Raw genomic sequence first — 25,082 nt, 5'->3', positions numbered from 1 at the left:
GATGGTGCCAACTACGATCGGCCCCCATGCGCCTGCCCGGCCGTTACGACGGCGTCGCCCGGCCGATCGTCACCTACGGCAGCAACGAGGTCCTGCACCGTCCGTGCACGCCGGTGACCGAGTTCGGCCGCGACCTCAAGCGGCTGCTGCTGGACATGTTCGCCTCGATGGAGGCCGCCGACGGCGTGGGCCTGGCGGCCAACCAGATCGGCGTCGACGCCCGGGTGTTCGTCATCGACTGCCCGGACGCCGACGGCGAGGACGTCATCGGCTACGTGGTGAACCCGGTGCTCACCGTGCTCGAACCGCTGGACGGCGAGCCCGAGGTGGAGGTCACCGAGGAGGGCTGCCTGTCGGTCCCCGGCCCCTACGCCGAGCTCGAACGGCGCTTCCGCGCCCGGGTCGACGGCGTGGACGCCACCGGCCAGCCCACCTCCATCGAGGCCACCGGGATGGCCGCCCGCTGCCTGCAGCACGAGTGCGACCACCTCGACGGCACCGTCTACGTGGACCTGCTCCCCGAGGAGCTGCGCGAGCGGCTGCTCGCCGAGGCCGCCGGCCCCGGGGGCGAGCTCCCCGCGTGACCGTCGTCGTGGTCGGCATCGGCGCCGACGGCTGGGACGGGCTCGCGCCGCTGTCCCGGGCCGCCGTCGAGGCCGCCGAGGTGCTGCTCGGCTCGGACCGCCAGCTCGACCTCGTGCCCGCCTCGGTCACCGCGCACCGGCAGGCCTGGCCCTCCCCGATGGTCCCGGCGCTGCCCGGGCTGTTCGAGACGCACGCCGGCCGGGCCGTCGTCGTGCTGGCGTCCGGTGACCCGATGCTGTCCGGCGTCGGCACCACGCTGGTGCGGCTGCTCGGCCCGGGACAGGTGCGGGTGCTCCCGGCGCCGTCCTCGGTGTCGCTGGCCTGCGCCCGGCTGGGCTGGGCGGTCGAGGAGACCGAGGTGGTCTCGCTGGTCGGCCGGCCCCTGGAGCTGCTGCACCCGCGCGTGCAGCCCGGCCGCCGGCTGCTCGTCCTGGGCTCGGACGGCGACACCCCCGCCGCCGTCGCCGCCCTGCTCACCGCCCGCGGGTACGGGGAGTCCACGGTGACCGTGCTGTCGGAGCTGGGCGGTCCGGCCGAGGCCGTGCACACCGGCACCGCAGCAGCCTGGACGCCGACCGCCGACCCGCTGGTGGTCACCGCCGTGGAGTGCCGGGCCACCCGCGGCACCGCCCCGCTGCCCACCACCCCCGGCCTGCCCGACGGCGCCTACGAGAACGACGGGCAGCTGACCAAGAACGAGGTCCGCGCGGTCACGCTGTCCCGGCTGGCCGCCGTCCCCGGGCAGCTGCTCTGGGACGTCGGCGCGGGCGCCGGGTCGATCGGCATCGAGTGGATGCGCACGCACCCCTCCTGCCGGGCGGTCGCGGTGGAGTCGGTGCAGGAGCGGGCCGAGCGCATCGTCCGCAACGCCACCCGGCTCGGCGTCCCGCACCTGCGCGTGGTGCACGGCCGGGCGCCGGAGGTCTTCGGTCGGCTCGCACCGCCGGACGCCGTGTTCGTCGGTGGCGGGGCCACCACCCCGCTGTTGCTGGACGCCTGCTGGGACGCGCTGCGGGAGGGTGGCCGGATGGTGGTCAACGCGGTGACCGTGCAGAGCGAGGCCGTGCTGGCGGACTGGCACGCCCGGTTCGGCGGTGAGCTGGTGCGCATCTCGGTGCAGCGCGGCGAACCCGTCGGCGGCTTCACCGGCTGGAAGCCGGCCATGCCCGTGACGATCTGGAGCGGCACCCGATGACCGTGCACTTCATCGGCGCCGGCCCCGGTGCCGCCGACCTGGTCACCCTGCGCGCGGCCCGGCTGATCGCCGCCGCCCCGGTCTGCCTCTACGCCGGTGCCCTGGTGCCTCGCGAGCTGCTGGACACCGCGCCGGCCGACGCCCGGTTGGTCGACACCGCCGACCTGGACCTCGACCAGATCACCGCCGAGCTGGTCGCCGCGCACGAGGCCGGGCTCGACGTCGCCCGGCTGCACTCCGGCGACCCGTCGGTGTGGAGTGCGATGGCCGAGCAGATGCGCCGGCTGGACGCCGCCGGGGTGCCCTACGACGTCGTCCCCGGCGTGCCGGCGTTCGCCGCCGCGGCCGCCTCGCTCAAGCGCGAGCTGACCGTGCCCGGGGTGGGCCAGACGGTGGTGCTCACCCGCACCTCGGCCCGGTCGACCGCGATGCCGCCCGGGGAGCAGCTGTCGGCCTACGCCGCGACCGGGGCCACGCTGGTGCTGCACCTCGCCGTCCAGCGGATCGCGGAGCTGGCTCCCGAACTGGCCGAGCACTACGGCACCGACGGGCCGGTCGCCGTCGTTGCCCGGGCCAGCCGGGACGACGAGCTGGTGCTGCGCGGCACGCTGGGCGACATCGCCGAGAAGGTCGCGGCCGCGGGCGTCGTCCGGACCGCGGTGGTGGTGGTCGGCCCGGTGCTCACCGCCGGGGAGTTCCCGGACAGCCACCTCTACTCGACCTCCCGGACGCGCTAGTGGAGTGGCAGGGGCGCGGGATCCGCGCCCTGGCACTCCACCTACGCGCGCCCCACGATCGTCCCGCCGCGGTCGATCACCACGACGTCGACCTCGACCGGGGCGCCGGCCAGGGTGCGCAGGCAGGTCTCCCGGGCGCCGGCCGCGACCAGGTCGCCCAGCGGGAGGCCGGCGGCCTGGCACTGCTGCAGCGCGTCCAGCGCGGTGTTCGCCGCGCGCACGCCGGCGACCAGCTCGGCCGACCCGCCGGCGCCGGTGACCAGCTCGGCGAGGGCGTCGGTGGAGACCTGCGAGCGGGCCGAGTGCAGGTCGAGGTGGCCGTCGGCGAGCTTGGCCAGCTTGCCGATCCCGCCGGCGATGGTCAGCCGCGGCACCGGGTGGGTGCGCAGGTACTTCAGCACCGCGCCGGCGAAGTCGCCCATGTCCAGCAGCGCGTCCAAGGGCAGGCCGTGGAGCGCGGCGACGGTGTTCTCACTCGTCGAGCCGGTGCAGCCGGCCACGTGGGTGTGCCCGGCGGCCCGGGCGACGTCGATGCCCCGGCGGATCGAGTCGATCCACGACGCGCACGAGTAGGGGACGACGACGCCGGTCGTGCCCAGGATGCTCAGCCCGCCCAGGATGCCCAGCCGCGGGTTCCAGGTCTGCGCCGCGAGGTCCGCGCCGCCCTCCACGGACACGGTGAGGACGACGTCGCCGCTGCCGCCGTGCCGGGCCGCGACGGCCGCGACGTGCTCGCGCATCAGCCGGCGCGGCACCGGGTTGACCGCCGGCTCACCGACCGCCAGCGGCAGCCCGGGCTTGGTCACCGTGCCCACGCCCTCGCCGGCCACGAACACCACGCCGCTGCCGGGCTCGCCGTGGGTGACCGTGACGCCGATCAGCGCGCCGTGCGTGACGTCCGGGTCGTCGCCGGCGTCCTTGACGATGCTGGCGCTGGCGTGCGCCGGCCCCAGGTCCTCCCGGGCGAGGGCGAACGACGGGTGCCGGTCGCGGGGCAGGTCGATCTGCACCGGGTCGGGGAACGTGCCGGTGAGCAGCGCGGTGTAGGCCGCGGTGGTCGCCGCGGTCGCGCAGGCGCCGGTGGTCCAGCCGTGCCGCAGGCCCGTGCTCCCCTCGGTCCCGGCACTGGTCACGGCTCCATGGTGCCCGGTCGGTGACCGTCCTCGTGCTCGGTGGCACCGGCGAGGCCCGGGCGCTGGCCGCGGCCCTGGTCGCGGACGGCATCGACGTGCTGTCCTCGCTGGCCGGTCGGGTGGCCGAGCCGCTGCTGCCGGTGGGCGGGGTGCGGGTCGGCGGGTTCGGCGGCGCCGAGGGCCTGGCCGCGTGGATCACCGAGCACCGGCCGACCGCCGTCGTCGACGCCACGCACCCCTTCGCCGCCACCATCACCGCGAACGCCGCAGCCGCCTGCGCCGCCAGCGGCACGCCCCTGCTCCGGCTGCAACGCCCGGGGTGGACGGCCCAGCCCGGCGAGGACTGGCGGTGGGCCGACTCCCTCGCCGAGGCCGCCACGATGGTCGGCGGCACCGTCTTCCTGACCACCGGCCGGCAGGGGATCGGCGCGTTCGCCGCGCTGCCGGGCACCGTGCTGGTGCGCTCGGTCGACCCGCCCACCGAGCCGCTGCCCGCCGGGGCCACCCTGCTGCTGGCCCGCGGGCCGTTCACCCTGGACGACGAGCTGGCCCTGCTGCGGGAGCACGCCGTCGACGTCGTCGTCACCAAGGACTCCGGAGGGCACATGACCGAGGCCAAGCTGACCGCCGCCCGCACGCTCGGCATCCCGGTGGTGCTGGTCCGCCGGCCCGCGCTGCCCGCGGGGGTGGCGGTGGTCGACACCGTCGAGGCGGCCCTGGCGTGGCTCCGGTGAGGCTCGTCCTGTTCGACCTGGACGGGACGCTGGTCGACTCCTCGCCCGGCATCCACGCCAGCATCCGGGTCGCCGCCGACGCCCTCGGGCTGCCCGCACCCACCGCCGACCAGCTCACCGCGATGGTCGGCCCGCCGCTGCAGGACGGCTTCGCCGCGGCGTTCGGGCTCGCCGGCGCCGACGTCGACCGCGCGGTGGCCGCCTACCGGGCGCACTACGCGGCCGGCGCGATCCTCGACGCCCCGGTCTACCCGGGCATCGCCGAGCTGCTCGGCGTGCTCCGGGCCGACGGGGCGGTGCTCGCCGTCGCCACCAGCAAGCCCGAGGAGTTCGCCCGCCGGATCCTCGACCACGTCGGGCTCACCGACGCCGTCGCGAGCGTGCACGGCGCGACGATGGACGGCCGGGTGCGGCACAAGCAGCAGGTCGTCGGGCTGGCCCTGGCCGCCCACCCCGACGGCGAGCGGCCGGTGCTCGTCGGGGACCGCGCCCAGGACGTCGTCGGCGCCCGGGTGCACGGTCTGCCGTGCATCGGCGCCGGCTGGGGGCCCGCCCGACCGGGCGAGCTCGCCCAGGCCGGGGCCGCCGTCGTCTGCGCCGTCCCGGGAGACGTGCCGGCCGCGCTGGCGGACCTGTGACTCCCCTGGGTGATCACCCGTCCGGCGACTGTTCCGCGGGGCATCCGCAGCCGATGACCTGACCAGCGGGGCACTCCGGTCCCGACGTCGTCGGGAGGTGTGTGCGTGCTGCCGGGTGCCGAGCTGCCGCTGCCGCGTGCGCTCGTCGACGTCGTCGTCGGCGGGGTGGTCGTGACCGGTCGGGTCGAGCGGCTGCGCCCCACCGGCCTGGTCGTCGAGCTGCCCGGCGCGCTGCCCCCGGGCGACGGCGTGGAGCTGTACTGGAACGGGGCGGACGGCGTCCGCGTCGTCCCGGCCCGGGTGGTGCTGTGCTGGACCGTGCGCACCGGCGTGCGGGTGCAGCTGGTGCCCAGCGGCCCGGCCGAGGCCGGCAACCGGCGGGACGCCGTGCGCGCGGACCTGCGGCTGCGCGCCCAGCTCACCGAACGGGAGTCCGGCGCGGTGTTCCTCGGCCGCACCCGGGACGTCAGCGAGACCGGACTGCGCTGCCTGCTCTCCCCCGGCCCGCTGGCCCCGACGACCGGCGCCGAGGTCGACGTGGGCCTCACGCTCCGCGGCGCGGTGTTCCCGGTGCCCGGACGGCTGCACCGGGTGAGCCCGGACGAGGACGGCTGGGACGTCGTCGTCGCCTACGCCGGGCTGTGCGCGAGCATGGCCGACCTGCTGCGCGCCCAGGTGTTCGCGGCCCTGCGGGAGCAGCGGCGGCTCAGTCTGCGGTGACGAGCGCCCGGGCCGGTGCCCCGCGCTGGTGCACCAGGAGGCCGACCACGGCCGACAGCGCGAGCACGATCACCGCCACCCCGTAGACCTCCGCGGTGGTGGTCAGGCCGATGTGCGTGCTGGCCACCCCGGCCGCGATCGCCGGGATGCTGAACGCCAGGTAGCTGACGGTGAAGACCGCCGACAGCAGCCCGGCGCGCTGACCGGGGTCGACCCCGCGGGTGACGGTGGCCATCGCGCCCAGGAACGCCGACCCGAAGCCGAACCCCGACACCACCGCGGCCACGAAGAAGAAGGCCAGCGACCCCACCAGGAGCGCGGCCACCGTGCCCGCGACCCCGACGGCGAACACCAGCGCCCCGGTGATCATCCCGCGGGTGGGCTCGAGCCTCTGGGTGAGCAGTGAGCCGACCAGCCCGGTGCCGTTCAGCGCCAGGATCAGCAGGCTGCCCACCACGTGGTTCTCCACCCCGTAGACCCCGGCGACCAGCGAGGGCCCCAGCGAGGCGTACAGCCCGCCGAGCGCCCAGGTCGCGGCCAGGCACGGCAGCACGACCACGAACGCCCGCCGGTTCGCCCGCGGCACGTGCATGCTCGGCCGCAGCGACGCCCACGCCCCGGGGCGCCGCGGCGAGGACTCCGGCAGGCCCAGCCACACCGCGGCAGCCGCCACCAGGAACACCACGGTGAGGACGCCGAAGACCCACTCCGTCGGCGAGGGCACGAACTGCACCGCGATCCCCGCGCCGACCGCGCCCGCGCTGAGCCCGAAGCCCGGCGACGCGCTGTTGACCAGCGGGCCCAGTGGCTTCTCCGGCCGCTGAAGGTCCAGCAGCGCCGCCCCGAACGCCCCGGTCATCGCGCCGGTGGCCAGGCCCTGCACGACCCGGGCGGCCAGCAGCCAGCCCACGCCGTCCGCGACCAGGAACAGGCCCATCGCCGCGGCCTCGAGCACCAGCGCGACGGCCAGCACCGGGCGTCGTCCGACGTGGTCGCTGAGCCCGCCCACCACCAGCAACGCCCCCAGCAGGGCGAACGCGTAGACGGCGAACACCACGGTGATCACGCCCGAGGAGAAGCCGAACTCCTCGGCGTAGACCCGGTACAGCGGCGAGGGCACGTTACTGGCGGCGAGGACCAGCACCAACAGCACCGCGACCGACCAGAACGCCGCCGGCCGGGAGAGTGTGCGCACTCGTTGCGCAAGCCACCGGCCCCCCGGTCTGTTCCCGGCGCGCCGAGTGCACAACTGCGGTAGTCTCAGAGGCCGCGACACCACCGCAGTCGTGCACTCGACCAGGGGATCACCCCAGGGGAACGCCGAGCTCGGCCGCCCGGGCGTGCAGTGCGGCTCCGATGGAGGTCACCAGTCCCACCATGTCGTGGCCGTCGGGCGCGGTGACGTAGTGGATCCGCCACCCGAGTGCCTGTGCCTCGTTGAGGACGCGCCGGTCCTTCGGCAGGTGGAAGCCGACCTCGGCCCGGGTCGAGGTCGCGACGTGGGTCCACCCGTCGTACTCGACGGCGAAGCGCAGGTGCGGCCAGGCGAAGTCCAGCGTCTTCACCCGTCGTCCCCCCGGGGTGACCAGCCGGTACTGCGCCTGCGGCTGGGGCAGGTCGGCAGCGCGCAACCCCAGGCGCAGCCTCGTCTCCGGTGGAGAGCCCGCCAGCCCGTCCGCTGCCGCGAGTGCCCCGGTCAGCTGCGCGCGGCCGCGTCCGGCCCAGTCGGCGCCCGCTGCCCGCAGCCGGGCGAGGGTCACCGGTGCGGACTCGCAGAACTGGTCCAGGACCACGACGGCCTCGACGTGACCACGGGAGGGATCGGCAGCGAGCTCCAGGGCGGCGTGCTCGGCCCACAGGGTGGGCACGTCCCGGCTGCTCGGCACGCACCAGACCCACCCGGGGTCCAGCACGCGGCGGCGCACCCGGATGCCGGGGACGAGACGGTGCGCTCCCGGGGGGACGGTGACCTCCACGTGGGTGGCCCGCGCAGCACCGTGCGGACCGTCGACGTCCACGCCCCACAGCCACGCGGCGCTGCGCCCGGACACCACCGCGCCGGGCAGCACGAGCTGTGCTGCCCGGGCCCGGACGAGCTGGGTCACCGGGACCCCGGCGGCGACGTGGACGTCCCGGTGGATCCGTCGCCACGCGGGCCCACGCAGCTCGTTGGGGGTCAGCAGTCCGTTCGCCACGGCGGTCGACCCGCGGAACGGCCGGTCACCGAGGGCCAGCACGGCGCGGGGCTGACGAGGCACCCGCGCAGCCTGCCCGGGACAGCGCGTCCGCCGCTGGCGTCGTCCACAGGCTCGAGTGCACGACTGCGGTGGTGTCCGAGGCGTGGAGACCACCGCAGTCGTGCGGTCGGCGGGTCAGCCCGGGTAGTGGCGGCTGGTGTACACCTGGCCGGACGGGGTCACGCGCGTCTGGGTCGAGCCGATCATCACCAGGCAGCGCATGTCGACGGTGCCGGGGTCGAAGGCGCCCAGGGTGGTGACCACCAGCGACTCCTCGGGGCCGCCGACGTCCCGGCCGACGACGACCACGGTGTCGGGGGAGCGGACCTCGAGCAGGGCGTCGCGGGCCTCGAAGAGCTGTTGCGGGCGCGCCTTGGAGCGCGGGTTGTAGAGCGCGATGACCAGGTCGGCCTGCGCCGCGTGCCGCAGCCGGTCCAGGACGACGTCGAAGGGCTTGAGCACGTCCGACAGCGACAGGATGCAGAAGTCGTGGCCCAGCGGGGCGCCCACCCGGGAGGCGACGGCCTGGGCGGCGGTGATCCCGGGCAGCACCCGCACCGGGACGTCGGGGAAGTCGGCGGCGGCCACCTCGAGCACGGCCGCGGCCATGGCGAACACGCCGGGGTCACCGGAGGAGACGACTGCGACCCGGCGGCCCGAGCGGGCCATCTCCAGCGCTGCGGCCGCCCGGAGAGCCTCCACCCGGTTGTCGCTGGGGTGCTTGACCTGGCGCGGGTTGGCCGGCACCCGGTCCAGGTAGGGGCCGTAGCCGACCAGGTCGTCGGCCTCGGCGAGCGCGGCGGCGGCCTCGGGCGTGGTCCAGGCGCGGGAGCCCGGGCCCAGCCCGACCACGGTGACGCCGGGCTCGGTGGGCGGACCGGCGAAGGACTCGGGCGCGTTGCCCGGCCCGGTCAGCTCCGAGGGCAGCAGGGCCAGCGAGAAGTACGGCACGCTCTCCGGGTCGACCTCGGCCAGCGGCAGGACGCGCTGACGCGTGGTCGTGGCCCGCTCCACGTACCAGGCGCGGTCGAGTACGCCGGCGGCCTCGAAGGCGTCCCGGACGCCGGGGAAGGTGCGGCCCAGCTTCATCACCGCGGCCGAGTCGGTGGTGGCCAGCCACTCGGCGAGCTCGTCGGAGGGCAGCGTGCCGGGCAGCACGGTGAGCACCTCGTCGCGCTCGACGAGAGGCCGGCCGAGGACGGCCGAGGCGCCGCTGACGCTGGTCACCCCGGGCACGACCTCGGTCTCGTACCGGTGCGCGAGCCGCTTGTGCATGTGCATGTAGGAGCCGTAGAAGAACGGGTCGCCCTCGGCGAGGACGACGACGTCCCGGCCGGCGTCCAGGTGCGCGGCGAGCCTGGCGGCGGCGGTCTCGTAGAACTCGTCGATCGCGCCCTGGTAGCCGCCGGGGTGGTCGGTGGTCTCGGTGGTCACCGGGTAGACCAGCAGCTCCTCGACCTGGCCCGCGCGCAGGTACGGCTCGGCCAGCCCGCGGGCCACCGAGCGGCCGTGCCGGGCGGCGTGGAAGGCGACGACGTCGGCGGCACCGATCAGCCGGGCGGCCTTGACGGTGACGAGCTCGGGGTCGCCGGGGCCCAGGCCGACGCCGTAGAGGCGGCCGGTCACTCCGCGGTGCTCGCCAGCGCGTTGACCGCGGCGGCGGTCATCGCCGAGCCACCCCGGCGGCCGCGGACGACGAGGAAGTCCAGGTCGGAGGCGGCCAGGGCCTCCTTGCTCTCCACCGCGCCGATGAAGCCGACCGGGATGCCGACGACGGCGGCCGGGCGCGGGCCACCGGCGGCGACCATCTCCAGCAGGTGGAACAGCGCGGTGGGGGCGTTGCCGATCGCGACGACGGCGCCCTCGAGCTTCTCGCCCCACAGGTGCAGGGCCGCCGCGGTGCGGGTGGTGCCCATCTCGCGGGCCAGGTCCGGGGTGCGCGGGTCGTTGAGCGTGCACACCACCTCGTTGAAGGCCGGCAGCCGCTTGCGGGTCACCCCGGCGGCCACCATCTGCGCATCGCACAGCACGGGGGCACCGAGCTCCAGTGCGGCCCGCGCCTTCCCGACCACGCCGTCGGACCAGGCGACGTCGGAGACCAGGTCGACCTGTCCGCAGGCGTGGATCATCCGCACCGTCACCTGGGCGACGTCGGCGGGCAGCCGGTCCAGCGCCGCCTCCCGGCGGATGGTCGCGAAGGACTGCCGGTAGATCTCGGCGCCGTCGTGCTCGTACTCGTACTGCGCGCTCACACCGCTCCGATCGAGTAGCCGTCACCGGTGGCGACCACGTCCAGGGCCCCGGCAGGGCGGCCGCAGCGTCTCCCGCAGCCGGCCCAGTGCTGCCGGGCGCCGTCTGCAGGCAGTCTGCCCGTCGTCACCGCGGCCACTGCATCCGCCCGGACGTCGGACAGGGACTTGGCGCACCCGGGCCGGCCGGCGCAGGTGGTGACCTGCAGCCACGGGCTCGCCTCGTCGAAGACGAACCCGGTGCGGAACAGGTCGACGGCGGCGTCGTCCACGGCCTCCTCGGCCAGGTCCGGGACGACGACGGTGCGCCACGGGGTGATCCGCACGCCGTCGGCCAGCTCGGCGAGCAGCTCGGCCTGGTCGGCGCTCAGCCGGCCGAGGGGGACGACGCCGACCAGCGCGGTACGCCCGTCGGGCTGGGCGACGGCGCCCACCTGGCCCACCAGCGGCGCGGCCGGCATCTCGACCGGGGTGCCGCGGCGGGCGGTGAGCCGGGCGGCGACCCGGGCCGGTCCGTCGTCCAGCTCGGCCAGCCGCCAGGCCTGCGAGTCCTGGGCGGCGCGTTCGGCGAGCAGGGCGCGGGCGGCGTCGAGCGCGAGGTCGACGGCGCCGCCAGGGTCGGTGCGCAGCCCGGAGTCGACCCCGCCGAGCACCAGCGCGACCTCGGTGGCCGACAGCGCCAGCAGGCCGACGTCGGCACCGAGGCCGATCACGTCGCCGCGGCCGTCGTCCAGGGCGGCCAGGAAGCGGCCGGGCAGCTCGGCGAGGGCGGGGTCGGCGACCAGACCGGCGTCCAGGGCCCGCACCCAGGGGGAGGCGTTGACGTGCCCCTCGTCGTCCAGGCCGGTGAGCGCGCTGGCCAGCACGTTGCGGACCCGCTCGTGGGTGGCGCTGGGCAGCAGGCCGGCGTCGGCCAGCCGGTCGCCGAGGTCGTGGACCACCGGGAGACCACGCAGCTGCAGGTTGCCGCGGCTGGTCATCTCCAGGTGGCCGTCGCCGAGCTCGCGGGACGCGAGCGCCAGCACCCGCAGCTGGTGGGCGCTCAGCGACCCGCCGGGCACCCGCACGCGGGCGAGCTCGCCGTCGGCGGCGGTGTGCGTCTGCAGGGCGCCGGGGCAGGCGTCGACGCGGTCGCGGGGTGAGGTCATGACCCGGGCGAGGTTACGTGCGCGCCCTTCAGCAGCAGCACGGCCAGCGGGACCAGCAGCACCCCGGCGGCGACGGCGACCGTGCCGTAGCCACCGGCCGACAGCACCGGTCCGGCCAGCGCGCCGGCGGTGGCCCCGGCCAGGCCCATCACCAGGTCCGAGCTGCCCTGCACCGGGGTGCGTACCTCGGCGGGGACGGACTCCGAGAGCAGCGTGGAGCCGGCGACCAGCCCGGCCGACCAGCCGAGCCCCAGCAGCAGCATCGAGACGGTCACCCAGCCGTGGGCCTCGGCCGGGGCGAGCCCGCCGACCAGCAGCGCCACGGCGAGCAGGCCCACCCCGAGCCCGAGGGTGGGCACCCGGCCGAACCGGTCGGCCAGCCAGCCCATCACCGGGGAGGCGGCGTACATGCCGGCCACGTGCACGCTGATCACCAGCCCGACCAGCTGCAGCGAGGCGCCGCCGTGGCCCAGGTGGACCGGCGTCATCACCATCACCCCGACCATCACCGCGTGCGACGTGGCGATCGCGACCAGCCCGAGCCGGGCGGCCGGCAGGCCCCACACCACGCCGAGCGTGGTCCGCAGCGAGGGCCGTGGACCGGTCGGCGCGCCGGGCCCGGCGACCACCAGCGGGTCGGGCCGCAGCAGCACCCAGACCAGCACCGCACCGGCGGCGAAGGCGGCCCCGGCGAGCAGGAACGGCCCGGCCAGCGGGGTCACCCCGACCGCCTCGCCCAGCCGGCCGCCGACGCCGGACAGGTTGGGGCCGAGCACTGCGCCGGCCGTGGTCGCCCACACCACGGTGGACAGCGACCGGCCGCGGGTCGCCGGCGTCGCTGCGTCGGTGGCGGCGTAGCGGGCCTGCAGCCCCGACGCCGTGGCCCCGCCGACCAGCAGCAGACCGGCGACCAGGAGCACGAACGACCCGAGGACGGCGGCCAGCACGACCAGCCCGGCGCCGGCCAGGCCGAGGGCGTACCCGGTCGCCAGCGCCGGACGTCGTCCGCGGGCGGCGGCCAGCCGGGCCATCGGCACCGCGAGCCCGGCCGCGCCCAGCACGGTGGCGGTCTGCGCCAGACCGGACAGCGCCGTCGACCCCGACACCTGCTCGGCCAGCAGCCCGCCGACGGCGATCCCGCTGGCCACCCCGACGCCGCCGAGCACCTGGCTGCCCACCAGCACCGGGACCGCCCGCCGGCGGGCCTGCTCACGGCTCGCGGTCGGGGTCTCGACGGCACGGGTCACCCGGAGGATCCTGCCCCGTGGACGGCGGGAAGGGCAGCGGCCCGTGGCGCGTTGTGCCCCCGCCTGAGAGGAGGCCCCCCATGACCGACATCGACCTGCACTCCGAGTTCCTCCGCGCCGAGCTGTTCCTGACCAGCGGGCAGCCGACCGAGGCGGTGGCGATCCTGGCCCCGGTCGTGGCGGCCGAGCCGACCAACGTCGCCGTCCTCGAGCTGCTGGGCCGGGCCTGCTTCGAGTCCGCGCAGCTGGTCCGGGCCGAGCAGGCGTTCGAGGCCCTGGTGGGCCTGGCGCCGGCCGACGGCTGGGCCCGCCGGGCCCTGGCCCGCACGCTGGAGCGCCAGCACCGGGCCGACGAGGCCGCGCTGCACCACCGGCTGGCCGACGCCCTCGGCGCCGCGAGCTGAGGTGGAGGGCCGGGGCGCAGAAGGGCTGCGCTCCGGCCCTCCGCCTACGCGGTGCGGCCCAGGCGGGCGAGCACCCGGGTCTGCCGGTCGGCGCCGTCCGGGGCCGGGACGGCGGGGGCACAGATGCCCTCCATGTGCAGCGCCTCGCCGAAGCCGTCCGCGCCGGCCTCGGTGCGCGCCAGCTCGGCGTCGGTGAGCGTCTCGTCCCCGCCGGTGGCGCGGGCGACGTCCCAGCGGTGCACGACCATGTCCCAGACGTAGAACTGCTCGAGCGTGGCGCCCACGGTGGTGGGGCCGAAGAACCCGTCGTAGGTCCGGTCGGCCAGCTCGCCGACCAGGCCGAGCACCTCGGTGCTGTGCGCGCGGAAGGCCGCGGCGGGGTCGGTGAGGTCCGGCGTCGGGCCCAGCTCCGCGCCGTGCGTGGTCAGCAGCTCGCGCTGGGTGGAGACCACGTGGGCGACGACGTCGCGGGCCGACCACCCGTCGCACGGGGACGGCGCGTCCCAGGCGGTGGCCGGGACGGCGTCGAGGACGGCGGACAGGGGTCGGGCGGCGGCCTCGTAGGCGGCGGTGGCGTTCACGCCACGGACCCTCCCGCGTGCGGCAGGGTGGCGTCTTGATGGAACCCGACACCCCGCGCCGCTCGGTGGACGCCGTGGAGCGCGCCCACCTGCGGGCGCCCGGCGACCGCTCGCACGTGATGCACCGCTACCCGCCGCCGCCCGGGCTGGAGCCGCTGGTGCAGCGGTTCTGGGTGCCGGTCTGGTCGGTGCCGGCCGGGGAGGAGTCGGTGCAGCGGGTGCTCCAGTACCCGGTGTCGCTGCTGGTCGTCGCGCACGACTACGCCCGGTTCTACGGCGTCCGCACCGGGCTGTCGGCGACCACGCTGGCCGGCGACGGCTGGGCGGTGGGCGTCATGTGCACGCCGGCCGCCGGGTCGCTGGTGGCCGGCGGGTCGATGGCCGCGTTCACCGACCGGCACGTGGACCTGGGTGAGGTGCTCGACTCGGCTGAGCTCGTCGACAGGGTGCGGACGGCGATGGCCGGCGACCCGCTGTCCGCGACCGCCCACGAGGCCTCCATCGCGGCGTTCGCCGACGCGCTGACCCCGCTGCTGCCGGTCGACGCCGAGGGCGAGCTGGTCGACCGGGTGGTCGCGCTGGTGGAGAGCCGGCCCGACCTGCTGCGGGTGGCCCAGCTGTGCGAGGAGACCGGGCTGGGCGAGCGGGCCCTGCAACGGCTGCTGCAGCGGCGGCTGGGGCTGACCCCGAAGTGGCTGGTCCAGCGGCGGCGGCTGCAGGAGGCCGCCGACCGGCTGCGGCACGACGGCGCCCCGCTCGCCGAGACCGCCGCGGTGCTGGGCTACGCCGACCAGGCGCACTTCGTCCGCGACTTCTCCCGGGTCACCGGCACCACGCCCGGCCGCTTCGCAGCCTCACACCGTGAGGCGCAGCGGTAGCGAGTCCCAGGCGCGCAGGGTGTTGTTGAGGTGCCGTACCGGCTCGCCGGTGAGCTCCAGCCGGGTGACCCGGGCCAGCAGCGCGGTGAGCAGCGACTCGGCCTCCAGCCGGGCGACGTGCTGGCCGACGCACTGGTGGATGCCCATCCCGAAGCCGACGTGGCCGGAGGGGTCACGGGTCAGGTCGAAGGCGTCCGGGTCGGCCCAGTACCGGGGGTCGCGGTTGGCGGCGGCGAAGAACACCAGCAGTTTGGCCCCGGCCGGGACGACCGCGTCGGCGACCGGGACGTCGCGCACCGTCGTCCGGAAGAACGCCTGGACCGGGGACTCCCACCGGACGGCCTCGTCGAAGGCCACCCGCACCAGCTCGGGGCGGGCGCGCAGCAGGTCCCAGGCGCCGGGGGTGGCGGCCAGGGCGTGCAGCACCGCGCCGATGCCGTGCACGGTGGTGTCGACCCCCGCGGTGAGCAGCGAGCGGACGACGAGCGGGGCCTGGGCGTGGGTGAGGTCGCCGCGGTCGGCGGCGGCCCAGATGTCGGCGCCGAAGCCGACCGGGGCCAGGTTCTCCCGCAGGCACTGTTGCCCGACCCAGCCGGCGTGCTCGGCCATGTGCTCGTTGCCGGCCAGCACCAGCGGGTTGTCGGTCGGCCCGAAGGCGTTGAACGCGTGGTCGCCGTAGGGGAGCAGGTGCTCCCGGCCGTCGGCCCGCAGGCCCACCGCGTCGGGGAACACCCGCAGCGGGAAGGCCGCGGCCAGCGTCGGGACGGCGTCCACCTCGACCTCGGACCGGCCGCCCAGCAGGTCGTCGACCAGGGACACGGCGTCGGCGGCCCAGTCCTCCCGCAGCCGGCGCAGTGCCCGCGGCCCCAGGATCTTCGCCAGCACGGTGCGCGGGGCGTCGTGCGCGGGCGGGTCGGCCTCCAGCAGCAGGGACGGCGGGCGCCACGGCGTCTCGGTGCGGAAGTTCGTCAGCCCCACCCCGGCCGAGGACTCGAAGGACTGCCAGTCGCTCAGCGCCGCCCGGACGTCGGCGTACCGGGCGATCGCGTACGTGTCGTACCGCGCGAGGCGGACCAGGGGGCCGGCGTCGCGCAGCGCGGCGTGGGCGGGCAGCGGGTCGCGCAGCACCTCGGGGTCGAAGGGGTCCAGGTCCAGGGCCGGCAGGGCGCTCACAGGTCCAGCACCAGACGGTCGCCGCGGGAGCGGGAGACGCAGACGAACAGGCAGTCCCCGGCGGCACGTTCGGCCTCGTCGAGCACCGAGTCTCGGTGGTCGGGCTCCCCGGCGAGCACCGTCGTCTCGCAGGTGCCGCAGGTGCCCTCCCGGCAGGAGGACAGCACGTCCACCCCGACCGACCGGACCGCCTCCAGCACGCTGACGTCGGGGGTGACCACCACCTCGACGCCGGTGCGGTCGAGCACCACGGTGAACGGGGTGTCCCGGGCCGGGGCGCCCTGCTCCTGCGCGGCGAACCGCTCGGTACGCAGCACCCGCGGGGGGAGGTCGAGGCCGGCGACGGCGTCCAGCAACGGGGCGGGGCCGCAGCAGTAGACCCGGGTGTCGGCGTCGCCCCCGGCGAACAGCTCGGCCAGCGGCAGGTGCCCGTGTTCGTCCTGGGGCAGCACGGTCACCCGGTCGCCGTGCACCGCGAGCTCGTCCAGGAAGGCCATCGAGTCGCGGGTGCGGCCGCCGTAGACCAGCCGCCAGTCCGCGCCGAGCCGACGGGCGGCGTCGATCATCGGCAGCAACGGGGTGATCCCGATGCCGCCGGCGATGAAGAGGTAGCGCGGCGCGGGGACCAGCCGGAACTGGTTGCGCGGGCCGCCGACGCCCACCAGGTCGCCGACCGCGAGCTCGTCGTGCACCCAGGCCGAGCCGCCGCGTCCGATCGGCTCGCGGAGCACCGCGACCCGGTAGGTCGAGGCGTCCCAGCGGTCCCCGCACAGCGAGTACTGCCGGGTCAGCCCGGTGGGCAGCACCAGGTCGACGTGCGAGCCGGGCGTCCAGTCGGGCAGCCGGGCCCCGGCCGGGTCGGCCAGGGTGAGCGCGACGACGCCGTCGGCCACCGTCTCCCTGGCGGTCACCCGCAGCGTGGCCTGCCGCGGCGCTGCGGCGGTCGGTGTCATGCCGCGGAGCATCTCCGGAGGCACGTGACGGCGGCCATGGCGTTCTCGCTCAGTGAGAGACGAGCTGCCGGCCGATCCCGCGGGCCGCCGCCCGCAGCGCCGGGACCTGGGTCCGGGCATCGGCGTCGTTGGGCACGATCACCGCCAGCGCGGCGACGACGGCACCGGCCGGGTCGCGCACCGGGACGGCGATCCCGCAGGCGTCGGCGTGGATGTGCCCGGGGCAGAACGCCACGCCCTCCCGGCGCACGTGGTCCAGTGCCGCCCGCAGCCGTGCCGGGGTGCCGATCGTGGCCGGGGTGAAGGTGCGCAGCGGCCCGGCCAGGGTGCGTTCCTGCAGGTCGGGGCCCGCATGGGCGAGCAGCACCAGCCCGGAGGACGAGGCGTGCAGCGGCAGCCGACCGGCGATGCGGGTGTAGTTCACGACCGCGCCCGGGGCGGACAGCCTCTCCAGGAACAGCACCTCGGCGCCGTCGAGCACGCCCAGCTGGGTGTGCTGGCCGACCACGGCGTGCAGGTCCTCCATCAGCGGCATGGCCACCTCACGCAGCGACAACGCCGGCGAGGCCCGGGCGCCCAGCTCCCACAGCCGCAGGCCCAGCCCGACCCTGCGGTCGGTGTCCCGCCGGAGCAGCCCCAGCTCGACGAGCTCGGCGACCAGCCGGGACGTCGTCGCCACGTGCAGGCCCGACCGGCGGGCGATCTCGGAGACCCCGAGCGTGGTCTCGCCGGGCCGGAAGGCGTCGACCACCCGCACCGCCCGGCTGACCACCGACTCGCTCACCGGCTGAACAGGTCCGCGCCCTCGCGGGTCACCGTGCCCGGCACCCCGTCGGCGGAGACCTCGGTGAACGCGTCGGCGTCGGCGACGACGAAGCCCCACCCGCGGTCGAGCCCGGGTGTGACGGTCGTGCCGCCCGCAGCGGTGCCGAGCACCACCGGCACCCCGGGCGGGGCGGCGACCAGCAGCGTCACCCCGAACGTGGAGCCGTCGCCGGCGTAGGAGCCGCAACGGGCGGCCACGGTCAGCGAGGCCGGGTCGGTGCCCGCCGGGTGCCCGGTGCTGCCGCAGCTGCCCCAGCTGGTGGTCTGGGTGCCCACGCTCGCCCAGGCCGTCGTCGTCACGAGGCCGCCGTCGGGCAGCACTGCAGCGACGGAGACGGCGTCGGCGTCGGTGCCCCCGGGCAGCGGGAACGTGCCGGCGCCGAGCACGGTGACGTCGAGCTGCTCGGGGGCCCAGCCGGTGGCGTCGCCGATGGTCGACAGCGCGACGGCCAGCGCCCGCGCGGAGCTGGTCGCCGCCCCGGACCGGGACGACGGGCCGTTCGGGACCGGCGGCTCGGCGCCGTCGCCCAGGTCGGCCACGACGGCGGGACCACCGGTCCCCAGGGGCACCTCGGCGGGGAGCACCTCGTCGTCCCGGACGACCTGGAACCGCACCGCGGCGCCGACCGCCCGGACCGTGGTGGTGGCGACCCCGTCGGAGGAGACCGGGACGTCGGTGAACGTGGCGCTGCTCGTGCCGTCGGGACCGACGTCCAGCCCCGGGGAGACCCGGAGCTCGTCCCCGGGGTCCCCCACGACGACCAGCGTGGGGTCGGCGACGCCCTCGTCGGGCCCGACCACCACTCCCGCGGCGGTCGGTGCGCGGCCCTGGGAGGCCGTGGTCCAGGACAGGTCGCCGGCCGCAGTGCCGGCCGGACCGGTCAGCCAGGTCTGCTCGGTCACGTCCCCGCCGCCTCGGGTGAGCAGCACGGCGCGCACCCCGGACAGGTCCCCGGCGAACTCCACGGTCCAGCCGTCGGCGCCGGTGCTGCGCCAGCCCGGGTCCAGGGCGGTGCGGACGTCGCGGAGGAACCCGTCGTCCGCGGCCAGCGACCCGCGGGTCGGCGAGGCCGTGGGGGTCGCCGAGGGTGCCGCCGCCGTCGGGGCGTCCCGCGTCGTGAGGCCGGGCGCCAGCACCGCGCCCACGGCCAGGACGGCGACGGCACCGACGGCCAGCGCGACCCGGCGACGCCGGTCGGTGGTCACCCCGCGGACGCCCAGCACCACGGTCTCGTCGGTGAGCGTCCCCGCGTCCGACAGCGCGGCCAGCCCGTCGAGCCGGGCCGGGAGGTCGGCGGCGTCGGGCACCTCGTCGGCGAGCAGGGCAGCGGCGGCGACCGGGTCGGTGTCGGGCACCAGGGCGGTGGTGTCGGGCACGCCCTCGTGGAAGCGCAGCACCACCGCGGCCCGCTGGGCCGGGGTGAGCCGGTCCAGGGCCGCGGCCAGCCGCCCCGCGGACGCCGCGTCGGCGGGGGAGACCCAGAACGGCGGGGTCGGGGTGCCGACGAGCGCACCCGACCCGCGGAACCGGCGTCGCAGGTGCGCCCGGACCAACCCGCGCAGCGCGGCGTCCCGGTCGTCGCCGTCCCGCACGGCGGCCAGCCCGCGCAGCAGCAGGTCGCGGGCCTCGGCGTCGGAGCCGGTGAGCAGGTACGCGGTGGGGAGCAGGGCACGCCACTGCGCCGTGACCACCCGCCCGGACCCCCGCACGCCGCCAGTGAACCCGGTCACCGGCAGCGCGTCACCTCACGACGTCGCGTGGATGGCCTCGATCGCCGCGAGGGCCTCCTCGCGCAGCGCGTCGGAGATCGGCGCCGACCCGGCCACCTCGGCGGCGGCGTCCTGACCCTCCTCGCTGACGACGTGGGAGAGGAACGCCTGCAGCAGCTCGACGGTCTCCGCGTCGTCGTACGCCAGGCACCCGACGTGGTAGCTGACCAGCACGATCGGGTACTGGTCGCCCGTCGTGGTCTCCCGGGCCAGCTCGATCGCGCGGTCGTGCTCGCCGCGGCCGGGCAGCAGCTCGGACTCCTCGACGACGGCCGCGGCGGTCTCCGCCGACGGCGCCACGAAGGTCTCGCCCACCCCGATCGAGGCCACGCCCAGCTCGCCGACCTGGCTGAGGTCGGCGTACCCGACGGTGCCGCTGCCTCCGCGCACGGCGGCGACCACCCCGGAGTTGCCCTGGGCGGCCTCCCCGCCGCTCAACGGCCACTCGCCGGAGGCCTCGGCCGGCCAGGCGTCGCCGGCCGCGGCCACCAGGTAGTCGGTGAAGTTCTCCGTCGTCCCCGAGTCGTCGCTGCGGTGCACCGGGGCGACGGCGAGGTCGGGCAGGGCCACACCGGGGTTGTCGGCAGCCACGGCCGGGTCGTCCCAGCGGGTGATCGCGCCGGAGAACAGCCCGGCCAGCGTGGCCGGCGCCAGCTGCAGGTCCGGCACGTCCAGGCTGTGCACCACGGCGATCGGGGCGATGTAGTCGGGCAGCTCGAACACCCCGGCCGGCCCGCAGCGCTCGGTGGCCTCGGCCAGCTCGGCGTCGTCCAGGGCGGCGTCGGAGCCGGCGAAGACGATGCCACCGGCCAGGAACTGCTCGCGGCCACCGCCGGACCCCACCGGGTCGTAGTCGACGGAGACGCCGGGCTGCAGCGCGGAGAAACCCGCCGTCCAGCCCTGCATGGCCGCCTGCTGGGCGCTGGACCCCGCGCCGACCAGCGACCCGGTCAGCTGGGGTCCCTCAGCGGTGCCGGTCCGCCGTTCGTTGACCGGGGTGAAGGTCGCCGCGAAGGCGACGAACCCGCCGAGGGCCAGCACCACCGCGCCGGCGCCGAGCTTCCTGCCGAGAGTCACCCGGCCCAGTGTGCCCGAGGCCGGCCGGGGTCAGGCCGACCAGTCGGGGTCGGTGTCCGCGCGGTGCAACGGGTCGGCCGAGGCCCAGACGCCCACCGCCACCCCGCCGGTGCGGGCCCGGTGCAGGGCGTCCCGGACCGTGACCGGTCCGCCCGGGGGGTCGGGCACGAAGTCGGTGATCCGGTGGTCGTGCGAGGCCATGCTGTTGGGCAGGCTCATGATCAGGTCGGCGGCCAGCTCGTGCGGCAGCGGGGTGAGCCGGGACGCGATGGCCGCGACCAGGCGGGCGGGGACCGGGGGCATCGGCACCCAGAGCCGGCGCAGCCCGGCGTCCGCGGCGTAGGCCTTGATCAGGTCGGCGTAGGAGGGGTCCTCGCCGTTGGACACGTCGTAGGCCCCGGCCGGCAGCACGTCCCGCTCGGCGGCGGCGACCAGGTGGCGCAGCACGTCGGAGACCGCGATCGGGGAGACCGGGTGGCGCATCCAGGTCGGCAACGGCACCACCGGCACCCGGTCGGCGATGTGCCGGACCAGCTCGTAGGACGTCGAGCCGCCACCGAGCACGATCGCCGCACGCAGCCAGACCAGCTCGACGCCGGCCTCGCCCAGGGCGTCGCCGACGTCGGCGCGGCTCTCCAGGTGCTCGGACAGCTCCTCCTGCTGCGGCACGAACCCGCCCAGGTAGACCAGCCGGCGCACCCCGGCACGGTGGGCGGCCGCGGCGAACTGCCGGGCGCTCTCCAGGTCGTGCTCGGCGAAGTCGCCCTCGCCGATGGAGTGCACCAGGAAGTAGGCGACCTCGACCGGGCCGGCCTCGGCGAACGCCCGGTCGCAGGAGGCCGGGTCGGACACGTCGAGCTCCACGGCCGGGACGTCGTCGGGCCAGTCGAAGGCGGCCAGCTTGTCGACGTCACGGGCGGAGGCGGCGACCTCGTGCCCGGCCCGGACGAGCTGGACCACCAGCCGGGATCCGATGTAGCCCGTCGAACCGGTCACCAGGCAGCGCGTCACCGGTGGGTCCTGTCCGGGGCGGGGGGAGGTGGAAACGGCGCGGGCGACACTGGCGACGTGATCCTCGACCTGCGCACGCGCACCGTGACCCGGCTGCGGGCGGCCGGTTGCGTCTTCGCCGAGGACGAGGCCGAGCTGCTGCTGGAGGCCGCCGAGGGCGCCGCGCTGGACGCGCTGGTGGCCCGCCGGGTCGCCGGCGAGCCGCTGGAGCACCTGCTCGGCTGGGTCGAGTTCGCCGGGCAGCGGGTGCCCGTCGACCCCGGCGTCTTCACCCCCCGCCGGCGCACCGAGCTGCTGGTGGAGCTGGCCGTGGCCCACGGGGGCGCCGTGGTGGTCGACCTGTGCTGTGGCGCCGGCGCGGTCGGGGCCGCCGTGCACCGCCAGCTCGGTGGCGGGGAGCTGGTCGCCGTCGACGTCGAGCCGGCCGCCGTCGCCTGCGCCCGCCGCGCGGTCGAGCCCCTCGGTGGCCGGGTGGTGGCCGGCGATCTGTACGCCGCCCTGCCCGCCGACCTGCGCGGCAGGGTGGACCTGCTGTGCGTGAACGCGCCCTACGTGCCGAGCGCGGCCGTCGCGGACATGCCGCCCGAGGCCCGTGACCACGAGCCGCTCGTCGCCCTGGACGGCGGGGACGACGGCCTGGACCTGCACCGCCGGGTCGCGGCCGGCGCGGCCGAGTGGCTGGCCGAGGGCGGGTTGCTGCTGCTGGAGACCAGCCGCGGCCAGGCCGACCGGACCGCCGCCCTGGTCCGGGAGGGCGGGCTGACCGCCGAGGTGGTCACCGACCCCGACGAGGACCGCGGCGGCACCGTCGTGGCCGGGCGGTCAGCGCGCCGGTGACCCGGTGTCGTTGACCGCGCCGCACCGCGGGCAGCGCAGCAGGCCCTCCCCGGCCGGCCGCGGGCGACGGGCCAGGGCCAGCACCTGCCCGCACTTCCCGCAGACCAGCTGGTCGGCGGTGTCGGACCCGCGGGGGAGCGAGGTGCGGACGCCCTCGCCCGGGTCGGGGACGACGGTGAGCCGGTGGTCGGTGGGCACGGGGCTCCAGGTCTGACACGGGCGTTCCGGCCGGGCGACCGATCGAGCCGATCCTCCCTGCTCAGGCTCGGGCGCGCGCGGCAGCCACCAACGCCCGGGTCTCCTCGGCGACCAGGTCGGCGTTCACCATCGCGCCGGCCTGCAGCCCCGAGGCCATCGAGGAGACCACCTGGGCCATCGGGTCGGTGGTGTTCCCGGCCACCCAGACCCCGGGCACGCTGGTCCTGCCGGTCGGGTCCGCGGCGATCTTGGTGCCCAGCACCGCCCCGGCGTGCACCAGGTCCTCGGCGACGAGCCCGAGCGAGGCCAGGTGGGTGTCGCGGGCCCGGAACTGCGGGGCGACCACGAGCGCGGCCCGGGGGACGACCTCCCCCGACGCCAGCCGCACACCGCTGAGCCGGTCGTCGGTCACCTCGACACCGACCACCTCGCCCTCGACCACCCGCACCCCGCGGGCGGCGAGGGCCTCGGCGTCCTCGGCCGACAGCGCCGGCCCGGTGTGTGCGAAGTAGACGACGTCGGCGGTGAGCTGGGAGAACAGCATCGTGCCGTGCACCGCCATGGGGGTCGTGGCCAGCACGCCGACAGGGGTGTCCCGCACCTCCCAGCCGTGGCAGTACGGGCAGTGCAGGACGTCGCGGCCCCACCGCTCGCCCAGCCCCTCGACGTCGGGCAGCACGTCCTGCAACCCGGAGGCGATCAGCAGCCGTCGGGCACCCAGCGAGGTGCCGTCGGCCAGGTCGACCCGGAAGCCGCCGTCGGGCAGGGCGACGGCGTCGGTGACCCGACCGGAGCGGACCTGCCCGCCGTAGGCCGCGAGCTCGGCCCGCCCGGCGGCCAGCAGCTCGCGCGGGGCGATGCCCTCGTTGCCCAGCACGTTGTGCGCCCCGTCCGCGGTGGCGTTGCGCGGTCGGTCGTCGTCCACGACCACCACCGACCGCTTCGACCGCGCCACCGCCTTGGCCCCGCTCAGCCCGGCGGGGCCGCCCCCGACCACCACGACGTCGACCTGCTCCAGTGCTGCGTCCACGGTTCCGTCCTCTCCTCCGTCGGTCACTCCGACCGACCACCTCACCGTCCGCTGCCCACGCCCCACCGGCAACACCCCTTGCGCATTCGGCAAGAAGCTGACGACAAGCGCCCTTCTCGTCGGCTCCCCGGACGAGAAGGGCGCTTCTCGTCAGGGGTCTGGGAGGATGTGGGACGTGCGTCCACATTTTCTCTGGCTGCTGGGCGGGGCGGTGGCCACCGAGGTCGTCGGCACCCTGGCGTTGCGGGTGTCCGACGGGTTCACCCGCCCGCTGCCCACCCTCGGCACGCTGCTCGGCTACGGCGTCTCGCTCTGGCTGTTCTCGCTGCTGCTGGACCGCGGGGGCATCGGGCTCGGCGCGGCGTACGCGACGCTGACCGGGGCCGGGCTGGTGGCGGCGACGGCGGCCAGCGTGCTGCTGTTCGGTGACCCGCTGACCGCGGTGCAGGCCCTCGGGCTGCTGCTGCTCGCGGCCGGGGTGGTCGTCGTCCAGACCGCGCGTCCGCCGGTGGCGCCGTGACCGGGGTGGGGCTGGCCTGGCTCGCCGGGGCGGTCGTGGCGCAGGTGGTGGGCATCGCGGCGCTGCGGGTCAGTGCGGGCTTCCGGCGTCCGGGCATGGCGCTGCTGACCCTGGCCGGCATCGGGGGGTCGGTGACCCTGATGGCGCAGGCCCTGGTCAACGGGGTGTCCCTCGCCGTCGGCTACGGCATCTGGACCGGCTCGGGGATCGCGTTGGCCACCCTCGGGGGTGCGGTCTTCTCCGGCGACCGGCTCGGCGGACGGCAGCTGGTCGGGGTGGGGCTGATCGTGCTGGGCGTCGTCGTCGTGCACGCGGGCTCGTGACCACCCCCGACGGACGGCGCGCCCGGGGGGAGGAGACCCGCGGGGAGCTGCTGGACGCCGTCCGCCGGCTGGTCGCCCGCGAGGGGGTCGACGCCGTCACGCACCGCACGGTCGCGGCCGAGGCGGGGGTGGCCAAGACGTCGGTGGCCTACCACTTCGCGACCCTCGACGGGCTGCTCGCCGCCGCGCTCGCCCAGCAGACCGACGAGCTGGTGGCCGCCGTCCCGGCCGTGGGTTCCGACCTGCACTGGCTCGCCGGGCGGCTGGTGGACGCCTTCGCGGCCGACCCGGAAGCGGTGCGCGCGGGCTACACGCTGTACCTGGCGGCCGGGCACCGGCCGGCGCTGCGGGAGTCGGCGCAGCGCTGGGTGCGGCTGCTCACCGACCTGGCCGCTGCGCACACGCCCGACCCGGACCGGGCCCGGGCGGCCGTGGCCGTCGTCGACGGGTGGGCGGTGCAGTCCCTGGTGACCGGGACGACGCCGGACCGGGGCGTGCTCGGCCGGTCGTTGACCGTCCTGCTGGGGGAGTGAGCTCAGCCCCAGGCGCGCTGGTGGACGTCGTCCCGGTCGGCCAGCTGGACGACCGCCCGCGAACCGTGTGCCTCGGTGTAGACGTCGATCAGCTGGGCGCGGCGCAGCTCACCGACGGCGTCCAGCAGGGCCCGGTGCCGCGAGGACCACTCCTCCCGGTCGCCCTGGGCCGGTCGCGGGTTGAGCCGGGCGAGCAGCTCGCGCAGCTCGACCGGCCGGCCCAGGTCGGCCAGGGCCCGCAGGCAGGTGGTCGCCAGCCGGGACGCACCCACCGGATCGGTCGGCGACGGGTGCGGGTCGACCTCGGGGCGGCGCATCGGCCCAGCCTGACCCCTACCGACCGTCC

General features: G+C 76.6%; 29 protein-coding genes. 12 read left to right on the top strand and 17 right to left on the bottom strand.

Features of this window, described 5'->3' with window-relative positions:
* Positions 1 to 26: 26 nt before the first annotated feature.
* From def to cobM, 3 genes are read left to right on the top strand one after another with little or no spacing between them, the layout of a single operon-like run.
* Positions 27 to 584, top strand: coding sequence for a peptide deformylase (gene def, locus ASG36_RS06450; protein WP_055760889.1), 558 nt, complete (start codon positions 27 to 29; stop codon positions 582 to 584).
* A complete protein-coding gene (locus ASG36_RS06445; RefSeq protein WP_055760887.1) occupies positions 581 to 1,780 on the top strand; it encodes a bifunctional cobalt-precorrin-7 (C(5))-methyltransferase/cobalt-precorrin-6B (C(15))-methyltransferase in 1,200 nt (399 codons plus the stop codon). Before def ends, ASG36_RS06445 begins: the two co-directional genes overlap by 4 nt.
* A complete protein-coding gene (gene cobM / locus ASG36_RS06440; RefSeq protein ID WP_055760884.1) occupies positions 1,777 to 2,517 on the top strand; it encodes a precorrin-4 C(11)-methyltransferase in 741 nt (246 codons plus the stop codon). Before ASG36_RS06445 ends, cobM begins: the two co-directional genes overlap by 4 nt.
* A 41-nt stretch (positions 2,518 to 2,558) precedes the next feature.
* Here cobM and ASG36_RS06435 read toward each other — a convergent pair whose 3' ends face one another.
* Complete coding sequence (locus tag ASG36_RS06435) at positions 2,559 to 3,650, bottom strand: cobalt-precorrin-5B (C(1))-methyltransferase (protein ID WP_055760880.1); 1,092 nt, start codon at positions 3,648 to 3,650, stop codon at positions 2,559 to 2,561.
* A gap of 20 nt (positions 3,651 to 3,670) precedes the next feature.
* On the opposite strand from ASG36_RS06435, the gene ASG36_RS06430 reads away from it, so the two are divergent.
* From ASG36_RS06430 to ASG36_RS06420, 3 genes are all read left to right on the top strand, one after another.
* Complete coding sequence (locus ASG36_RS06430) at positions 3,671 to 4,384, top strand: cobalt-precorrin-6A reductase (protein ID WP_200944347.1); 714 nt, start codon at positions 3,671 to 3,673, stop codon at positions 4,382 to 4,384.
* Complete coding sequence (locus ASG36_RS06425) at positions 4,381 to 5,022, top strand: HAD hydrolase-like protein (RefSeq protein WP_200944346.1); 642 nt, start codon at positions 4,381 to 4,383, stop codon at positions 5,020 to 5,022. The genes ASG36_RS06430 and ASG36_RS06425 overlap by 4 nt, the downstream gene beginning before the upstream one ends.
* Before the next feature lie 105 nt (positions 5,023 to 5,127).
* Entirely contained in the window at positions 5,128 to 5,742 is a 615-nt protein-coding gene (locus ASG36_RS06420) for a PilZ domain-containing protein (RefSeq protein WP_055760873.1), read from the top strand.
* On the opposite strand, the gene ASG36_RS06415 is transcribed toward ASG36_RS06420, so the two are convergent.
* The 6 genes from ASG36_RS06415 to ASG36_RS06390 form a co-directional block, all read right to left on the bottom strand.
* Complete coding sequence (locus ASG36_RS06415; protein ID WP_055760869.1) at positions 5,729 to 6,937, bottom strand: MFS transporter; 1,209 nt, start codon at positions 6,935 to 6,937, stop codon at positions 5,729 to 5,731. The two genes, ASG36_RS06420 and ASG36_RS06415, sit on opposite strands and share 14 nt — an antisense overlap.
* A gap of 109 nt (positions 6,938 to 7,046) precedes the next feature.
* Entirely contained in the window at positions 7,047 to 8,000 is a 954-nt protein-coding gene (locus ASG36_RS06410; RefSeq protein ID WP_082522825.1) for a hypothetical protein, read from the bottom strand.
* Between the two features lie 114 nt (positions 8,001 to 8,114).
* Positions 8,115 to 9,605, bottom strand: coding sequence for a precorrin-2 C(20)-methyltransferase (locus tag ASG36_RS06405; RefSeq protein ID WP_055760861.1), 1,491 nt, complete (start codon positions 9,603 to 9,605; stop codon positions 8,115 to 8,117).
* On the bottom strand, positions 9,602 to 10,231 hold the full coding sequence (locus ASG36_RS06400; protein ID WP_055760858.1) for a precorrin-8X methylmutase: 630 nt from the start codon (positions 10,229 to 10,231) through the stop codon (positions 9,602 to 9,604). The genes ASG36_RS06405 and ASG36_RS06400 overlap by 4 nt, the downstream gene beginning before the upstream one ends.
* Positions 10,228 to 11,376, bottom strand: coding sequence for a nitrite/sulfite reductase (locus ASG36_RS06395; RefSeq protein ID WP_055760856.1), 1,149 nt, complete (start codon positions 11,374 to 11,376; stop codon positions 10,228 to 10,230). The genes ASG36_RS06400 and ASG36_RS06395 overlap by 4 nt, the downstream gene beginning before the upstream one ends.
* Positions 11,373 to 12,623, bottom strand: a complete 1,251-nt coding sequence (locus ASG36_RS06390; RefSeq protein WP_082522824.1) for an MFS transporter — start codon at positions 12,621 to 12,623, stop codon at positions 11,373 to 11,375. Before ASG36_RS06390 ends, ASG36_RS06395 begins: the two co-directional genes overlap by 4 nt.
* An 80-nt stretch (positions 12,624 to 12,703) precedes the next feature.
* On the opposite strand from ASG36_RS06390, the gene ASG36_RS06385 reads away from it, so the two are divergent.
* On the top strand, positions 12,704 to 13,027 hold the full coding sequence (locus tag ASG36_RS06385) for a tetratricopeptide repeat protein (protein WP_055760853.1): 324 nt from the start codon (positions 12,704 to 12,706) through the stop codon (positions 13,025 to 13,027).
* Between the two features lie 44 nt (positions 13,028 to 13,071).
* On the opposite strand, the gene ASG36_RS06380 is transcribed toward ASG36_RS06385, so the two are convergent.
* Complete coding sequence (locus ASG36_RS06380; RefSeq protein WP_055760850.1) at positions 13,072 to 13,608, bottom strand: maleylpyruvate isomerase family mycothiol-dependent enzyme; 537 nt, start codon at positions 13,606 to 13,608, stop codon at positions 13,072 to 13,074.
* Positions 13,609 to 13,646: 38 nt separating this feature from the next.
* Here ASG36_RS06380 and ASG36_RS06375 point away from each other — a divergent pair, with 38 nt between their 5' ends.
* Positions 13,647 to 14,486, top strand: a complete 840-nt coding sequence (locus tag ASG36_RS06375) for an AraC family transcriptional regulator (RefSeq protein ID WP_055760846.1) — start codon at positions 13,647 to 13,649, stop codon at positions 14,484 to 14,486.
* On the opposite strand, the gene ASG36_RS06370 is transcribed toward ASG36_RS06375, so the two are convergent.
* Genes ASG36_RS06370 through ASG36_RS06345 form a run of 6 tightly spaced genes read right to left on the bottom strand, consistent with a single transcriptional unit; the run spans position 14,463 to position 21,280 of the window.
* Positions 14,463 to 15,659, bottom strand: a complete 1,197-nt coding sequence (locus ASG36_RS06370; RefSeq protein WP_055760844.1) for a cytochrome P450 — start codon at positions 15,657 to 15,659, stop codon at positions 14,463 to 14,465. The two genes, ASG36_RS06375 and ASG36_RS06370, sit on opposite strands and share 24 nt — an antisense overlap.
* Positions 15,656 to 16,612, bottom strand: coding sequence for a PDR/VanB family oxidoreductase (locus tag ASG36_RS06365; protein WP_055762615.1), 957 nt, complete (start codon positions 16,610 to 16,612; stop codon positions 15,656 to 15,658). The genes ASG36_RS06370 and ASG36_RS06365 overlap by 4 nt, the downstream gene beginning before the upstream one ends.
* Before the next feature lie 49 nt (positions 16,613 to 16,661).
* Positions 16,662 to 17,396: an IclR family transcriptional regulator gene (locus ASG36_RS06360; RefSeq protein ID WP_055760841.1), complete on the bottom strand. Its 735-nt coding sequence runs from the start codon at positions 17,394 to 17,396 to the stop codon at positions 16,662 to 16,664.
* Positions 17,393 to 19,168: a hypothetical protein gene (locus tag ASG36_RS06355; RefSeq protein WP_055760839.1), complete on the bottom strand. Its 1,776-nt coding sequence runs from the start codon at positions 19,166 to 19,168 to the stop codon at positions 17,393 to 17,395. The genes ASG36_RS06360 and ASG36_RS06355 overlap by 4 nt, the downstream gene beginning before the upstream one ends.
* Before the next feature lie 15 nt (positions 19,169 to 19,183).
* Positions 19,184 to 20,284, bottom strand: a complete 1,101-nt coding sequence (locus ASG36_RS06350) for a phosphate ABC transporter substrate-binding protein PstS (RefSeq protein WP_055760836.1) — start codon at positions 20,282 to 20,284, stop codon at positions 19,184 to 19,186.
* 30 nt (positions 20,285 to 20,314) lie between these two features.
* Positions 20,315 to 21,280 (bottom strand): NAD(P)H-binding protein, encoded by a 966-nt coding sequence (locus ASG36_RS06345; RefSeq protein WP_162245170.1) that lies wholly within the window; start codon positions 21,278 to 21,280, stop codon positions 20,315 to 20,317.
* Between the two features lie 72 nt (positions 21,281 to 21,352).
* On the opposite strand from ASG36_RS06345, the gene ASG36_RS06340 reads away from it, so the two are divergent.
* Entirely contained in the window at positions 21,353 to 22,132 is a 780-nt protein-coding gene (locus tag ASG36_RS06340) for a putative protein N(5)-glutamine methyltransferase (RefSeq protein WP_235494644.1), read from the top strand.
* Here ASG36_RS06340 and ASG36_RS21795 read toward each other — a convergent pair.
* Complete coding sequence (locus ASG36_RS21795; protein WP_055760830.1) at positions 22,118 to 22,330, bottom strand: hypothetical protein; 213 nt, start codon at positions 22,328 to 22,330, stop codon at positions 22,118 to 22,120. The two genes, ASG36_RS06340 and ASG36_RS21795, sit on opposite strands and share 15 nt — an antisense overlap.
* A 61-nt stretch (positions 22,331 to 22,391) precedes the next feature.
* Positions 22,392 to 23,360: an NAD(P)/FAD-dependent oxidoreductase gene (locus ASG36_RS06330; protein ID WP_200944345.1), complete on the bottom strand. Its 969-nt coding sequence runs from the start codon at positions 23,358 to 23,360 to the stop codon at positions 22,392 to 22,394.
* Between the two features lie 175 nt (positions 23,361 to 23,535).
* Between ASG36_RS06330 and ASG36_RS06325 the strand changes: the two genes are divergently transcribed.
* The 3 genes from ASG36_RS06325 to ASG36_RS22175 are packed head-to-tail and all read left to right on the top strand — an operon-like array spanning position 23,536 to position 24,736.
* A complete protein-coding gene (locus ASG36_RS06325) occupies positions 23,536 to 23,880 on the top strand; it encodes a multidrug efflux SMR transporter (RefSeq protein ID WP_200944344.1) in 345 nt (114 codons plus the stop codon).
* Positions 23,877 to 24,203, top strand: a complete 327-nt coding sequence (locus ASG36_RS22180) for an SMR family transporter (protein ID WP_055760824.1) — start codon at positions 23,877 to 23,879, stop codon at positions 24,201 to 24,203. The genes ASG36_RS06325 and ASG36_RS22180 overlap by 4 nt, the downstream gene beginning before the upstream one ends.
* Positions 24,200 to 24,736 (top strand): TetR/AcrR family transcriptional regulator, encoded by a 537-nt coding sequence (locus tag ASG36_RS22175; RefSeq protein WP_055760822.1) that lies wholly within the window; start codon positions 24,200 to 24,202, stop codon positions 24,734 to 24,736. The genes ASG36_RS22180 and ASG36_RS22175 overlap by 4 nt, the downstream gene beginning before the upstream one ends.
* A 2-nt stretch (positions 24,737 to 24,738) precedes the next feature.
* Here the strand turns inward: ASG36_RS22175 and ASG36_RS06310 are convergent, their stop codons facing one another.
* The gene (locus ASG36_RS06310) at positions 24,739 to 25,053 is read right to left on the bottom strand and encodes a hypothetical protein (RefSeq protein WP_055760818.1); all 315 of its coding nucleotides are present in this window, start codon (positions 25,051 to 25,053) and stop codon (positions 24,739 to 24,741) included.
* Positions 25,054 to 25,082: the final 29 nt, after the last annotated feature.

Origin of the sequence: Geodermatophilus sp. Leaf369, from assembly GCF_001424455.1 — a bacterium.
GTDB lineage: Bacteria > Actinomycetota > Actinomycetes > Mycobacteriales > Geodermatophilaceae > Klenkia.
Note: the sequence above shows the minus strand (reverse complement) of the source record. Positions and strands in the feature narration are given on the sequence as shown.

What these genes read in the sequence shown, in the direction of transcription:
- def (WP_055760889.1), top strand. Translation starts at nt 27, where the DNA reads ATGCGCCTGCCCGGCCGTTACGACGGCGTCGCCCGGCCGATCGTCACC.
- cobM (WP_055760884.1), top strand. Translation starts at nt 1,777, where the DNA reads ATGACCGTGCACTTCATCGGCGCCGGCCCCGGTGCCGCCGACCTGGTC.
- ASG36_RS06395 (WP_055760856.1), bottom strand. Translation starts at nt 11,376, where the DNA reads ATGACCTCACCCCGCGACCGCGTCGACGCCTGCCCCGGCGCCCTGCAG.
- ASG36_RS06385 (WP_055760853.1), top strand. Translation starts at nt 12,704, where the DNA reads ATGACCGACATCGACCTGCACTCCGAGTTCCTCCGCGCCGAGCTGTTC.
- ASG36_RS06375 (WP_055760846.1), top strand. Translation starts at nt 13,647, where the DNA reads ATGGAACCCGACACCCCGCGCCGCTCGGTGGACGCCGTGGAGCGCGCC.
- ASG36_RS06365 (WP_055762615.1), bottom strand. Translation starts at nt 16,612, where the DNA reads ATGACACCGACCGCCGCAGCGCCGCGGCAGGCCACGCTGCGGGTGACC.
- ASG36_RS06310 (WP_055760818.1), bottom strand. Translation starts at nt 25,053, where the DNA reads ATGCGCCGCCCCGAGGTCGACCCGCACCCGTCGCCGACCGATCCGGTG.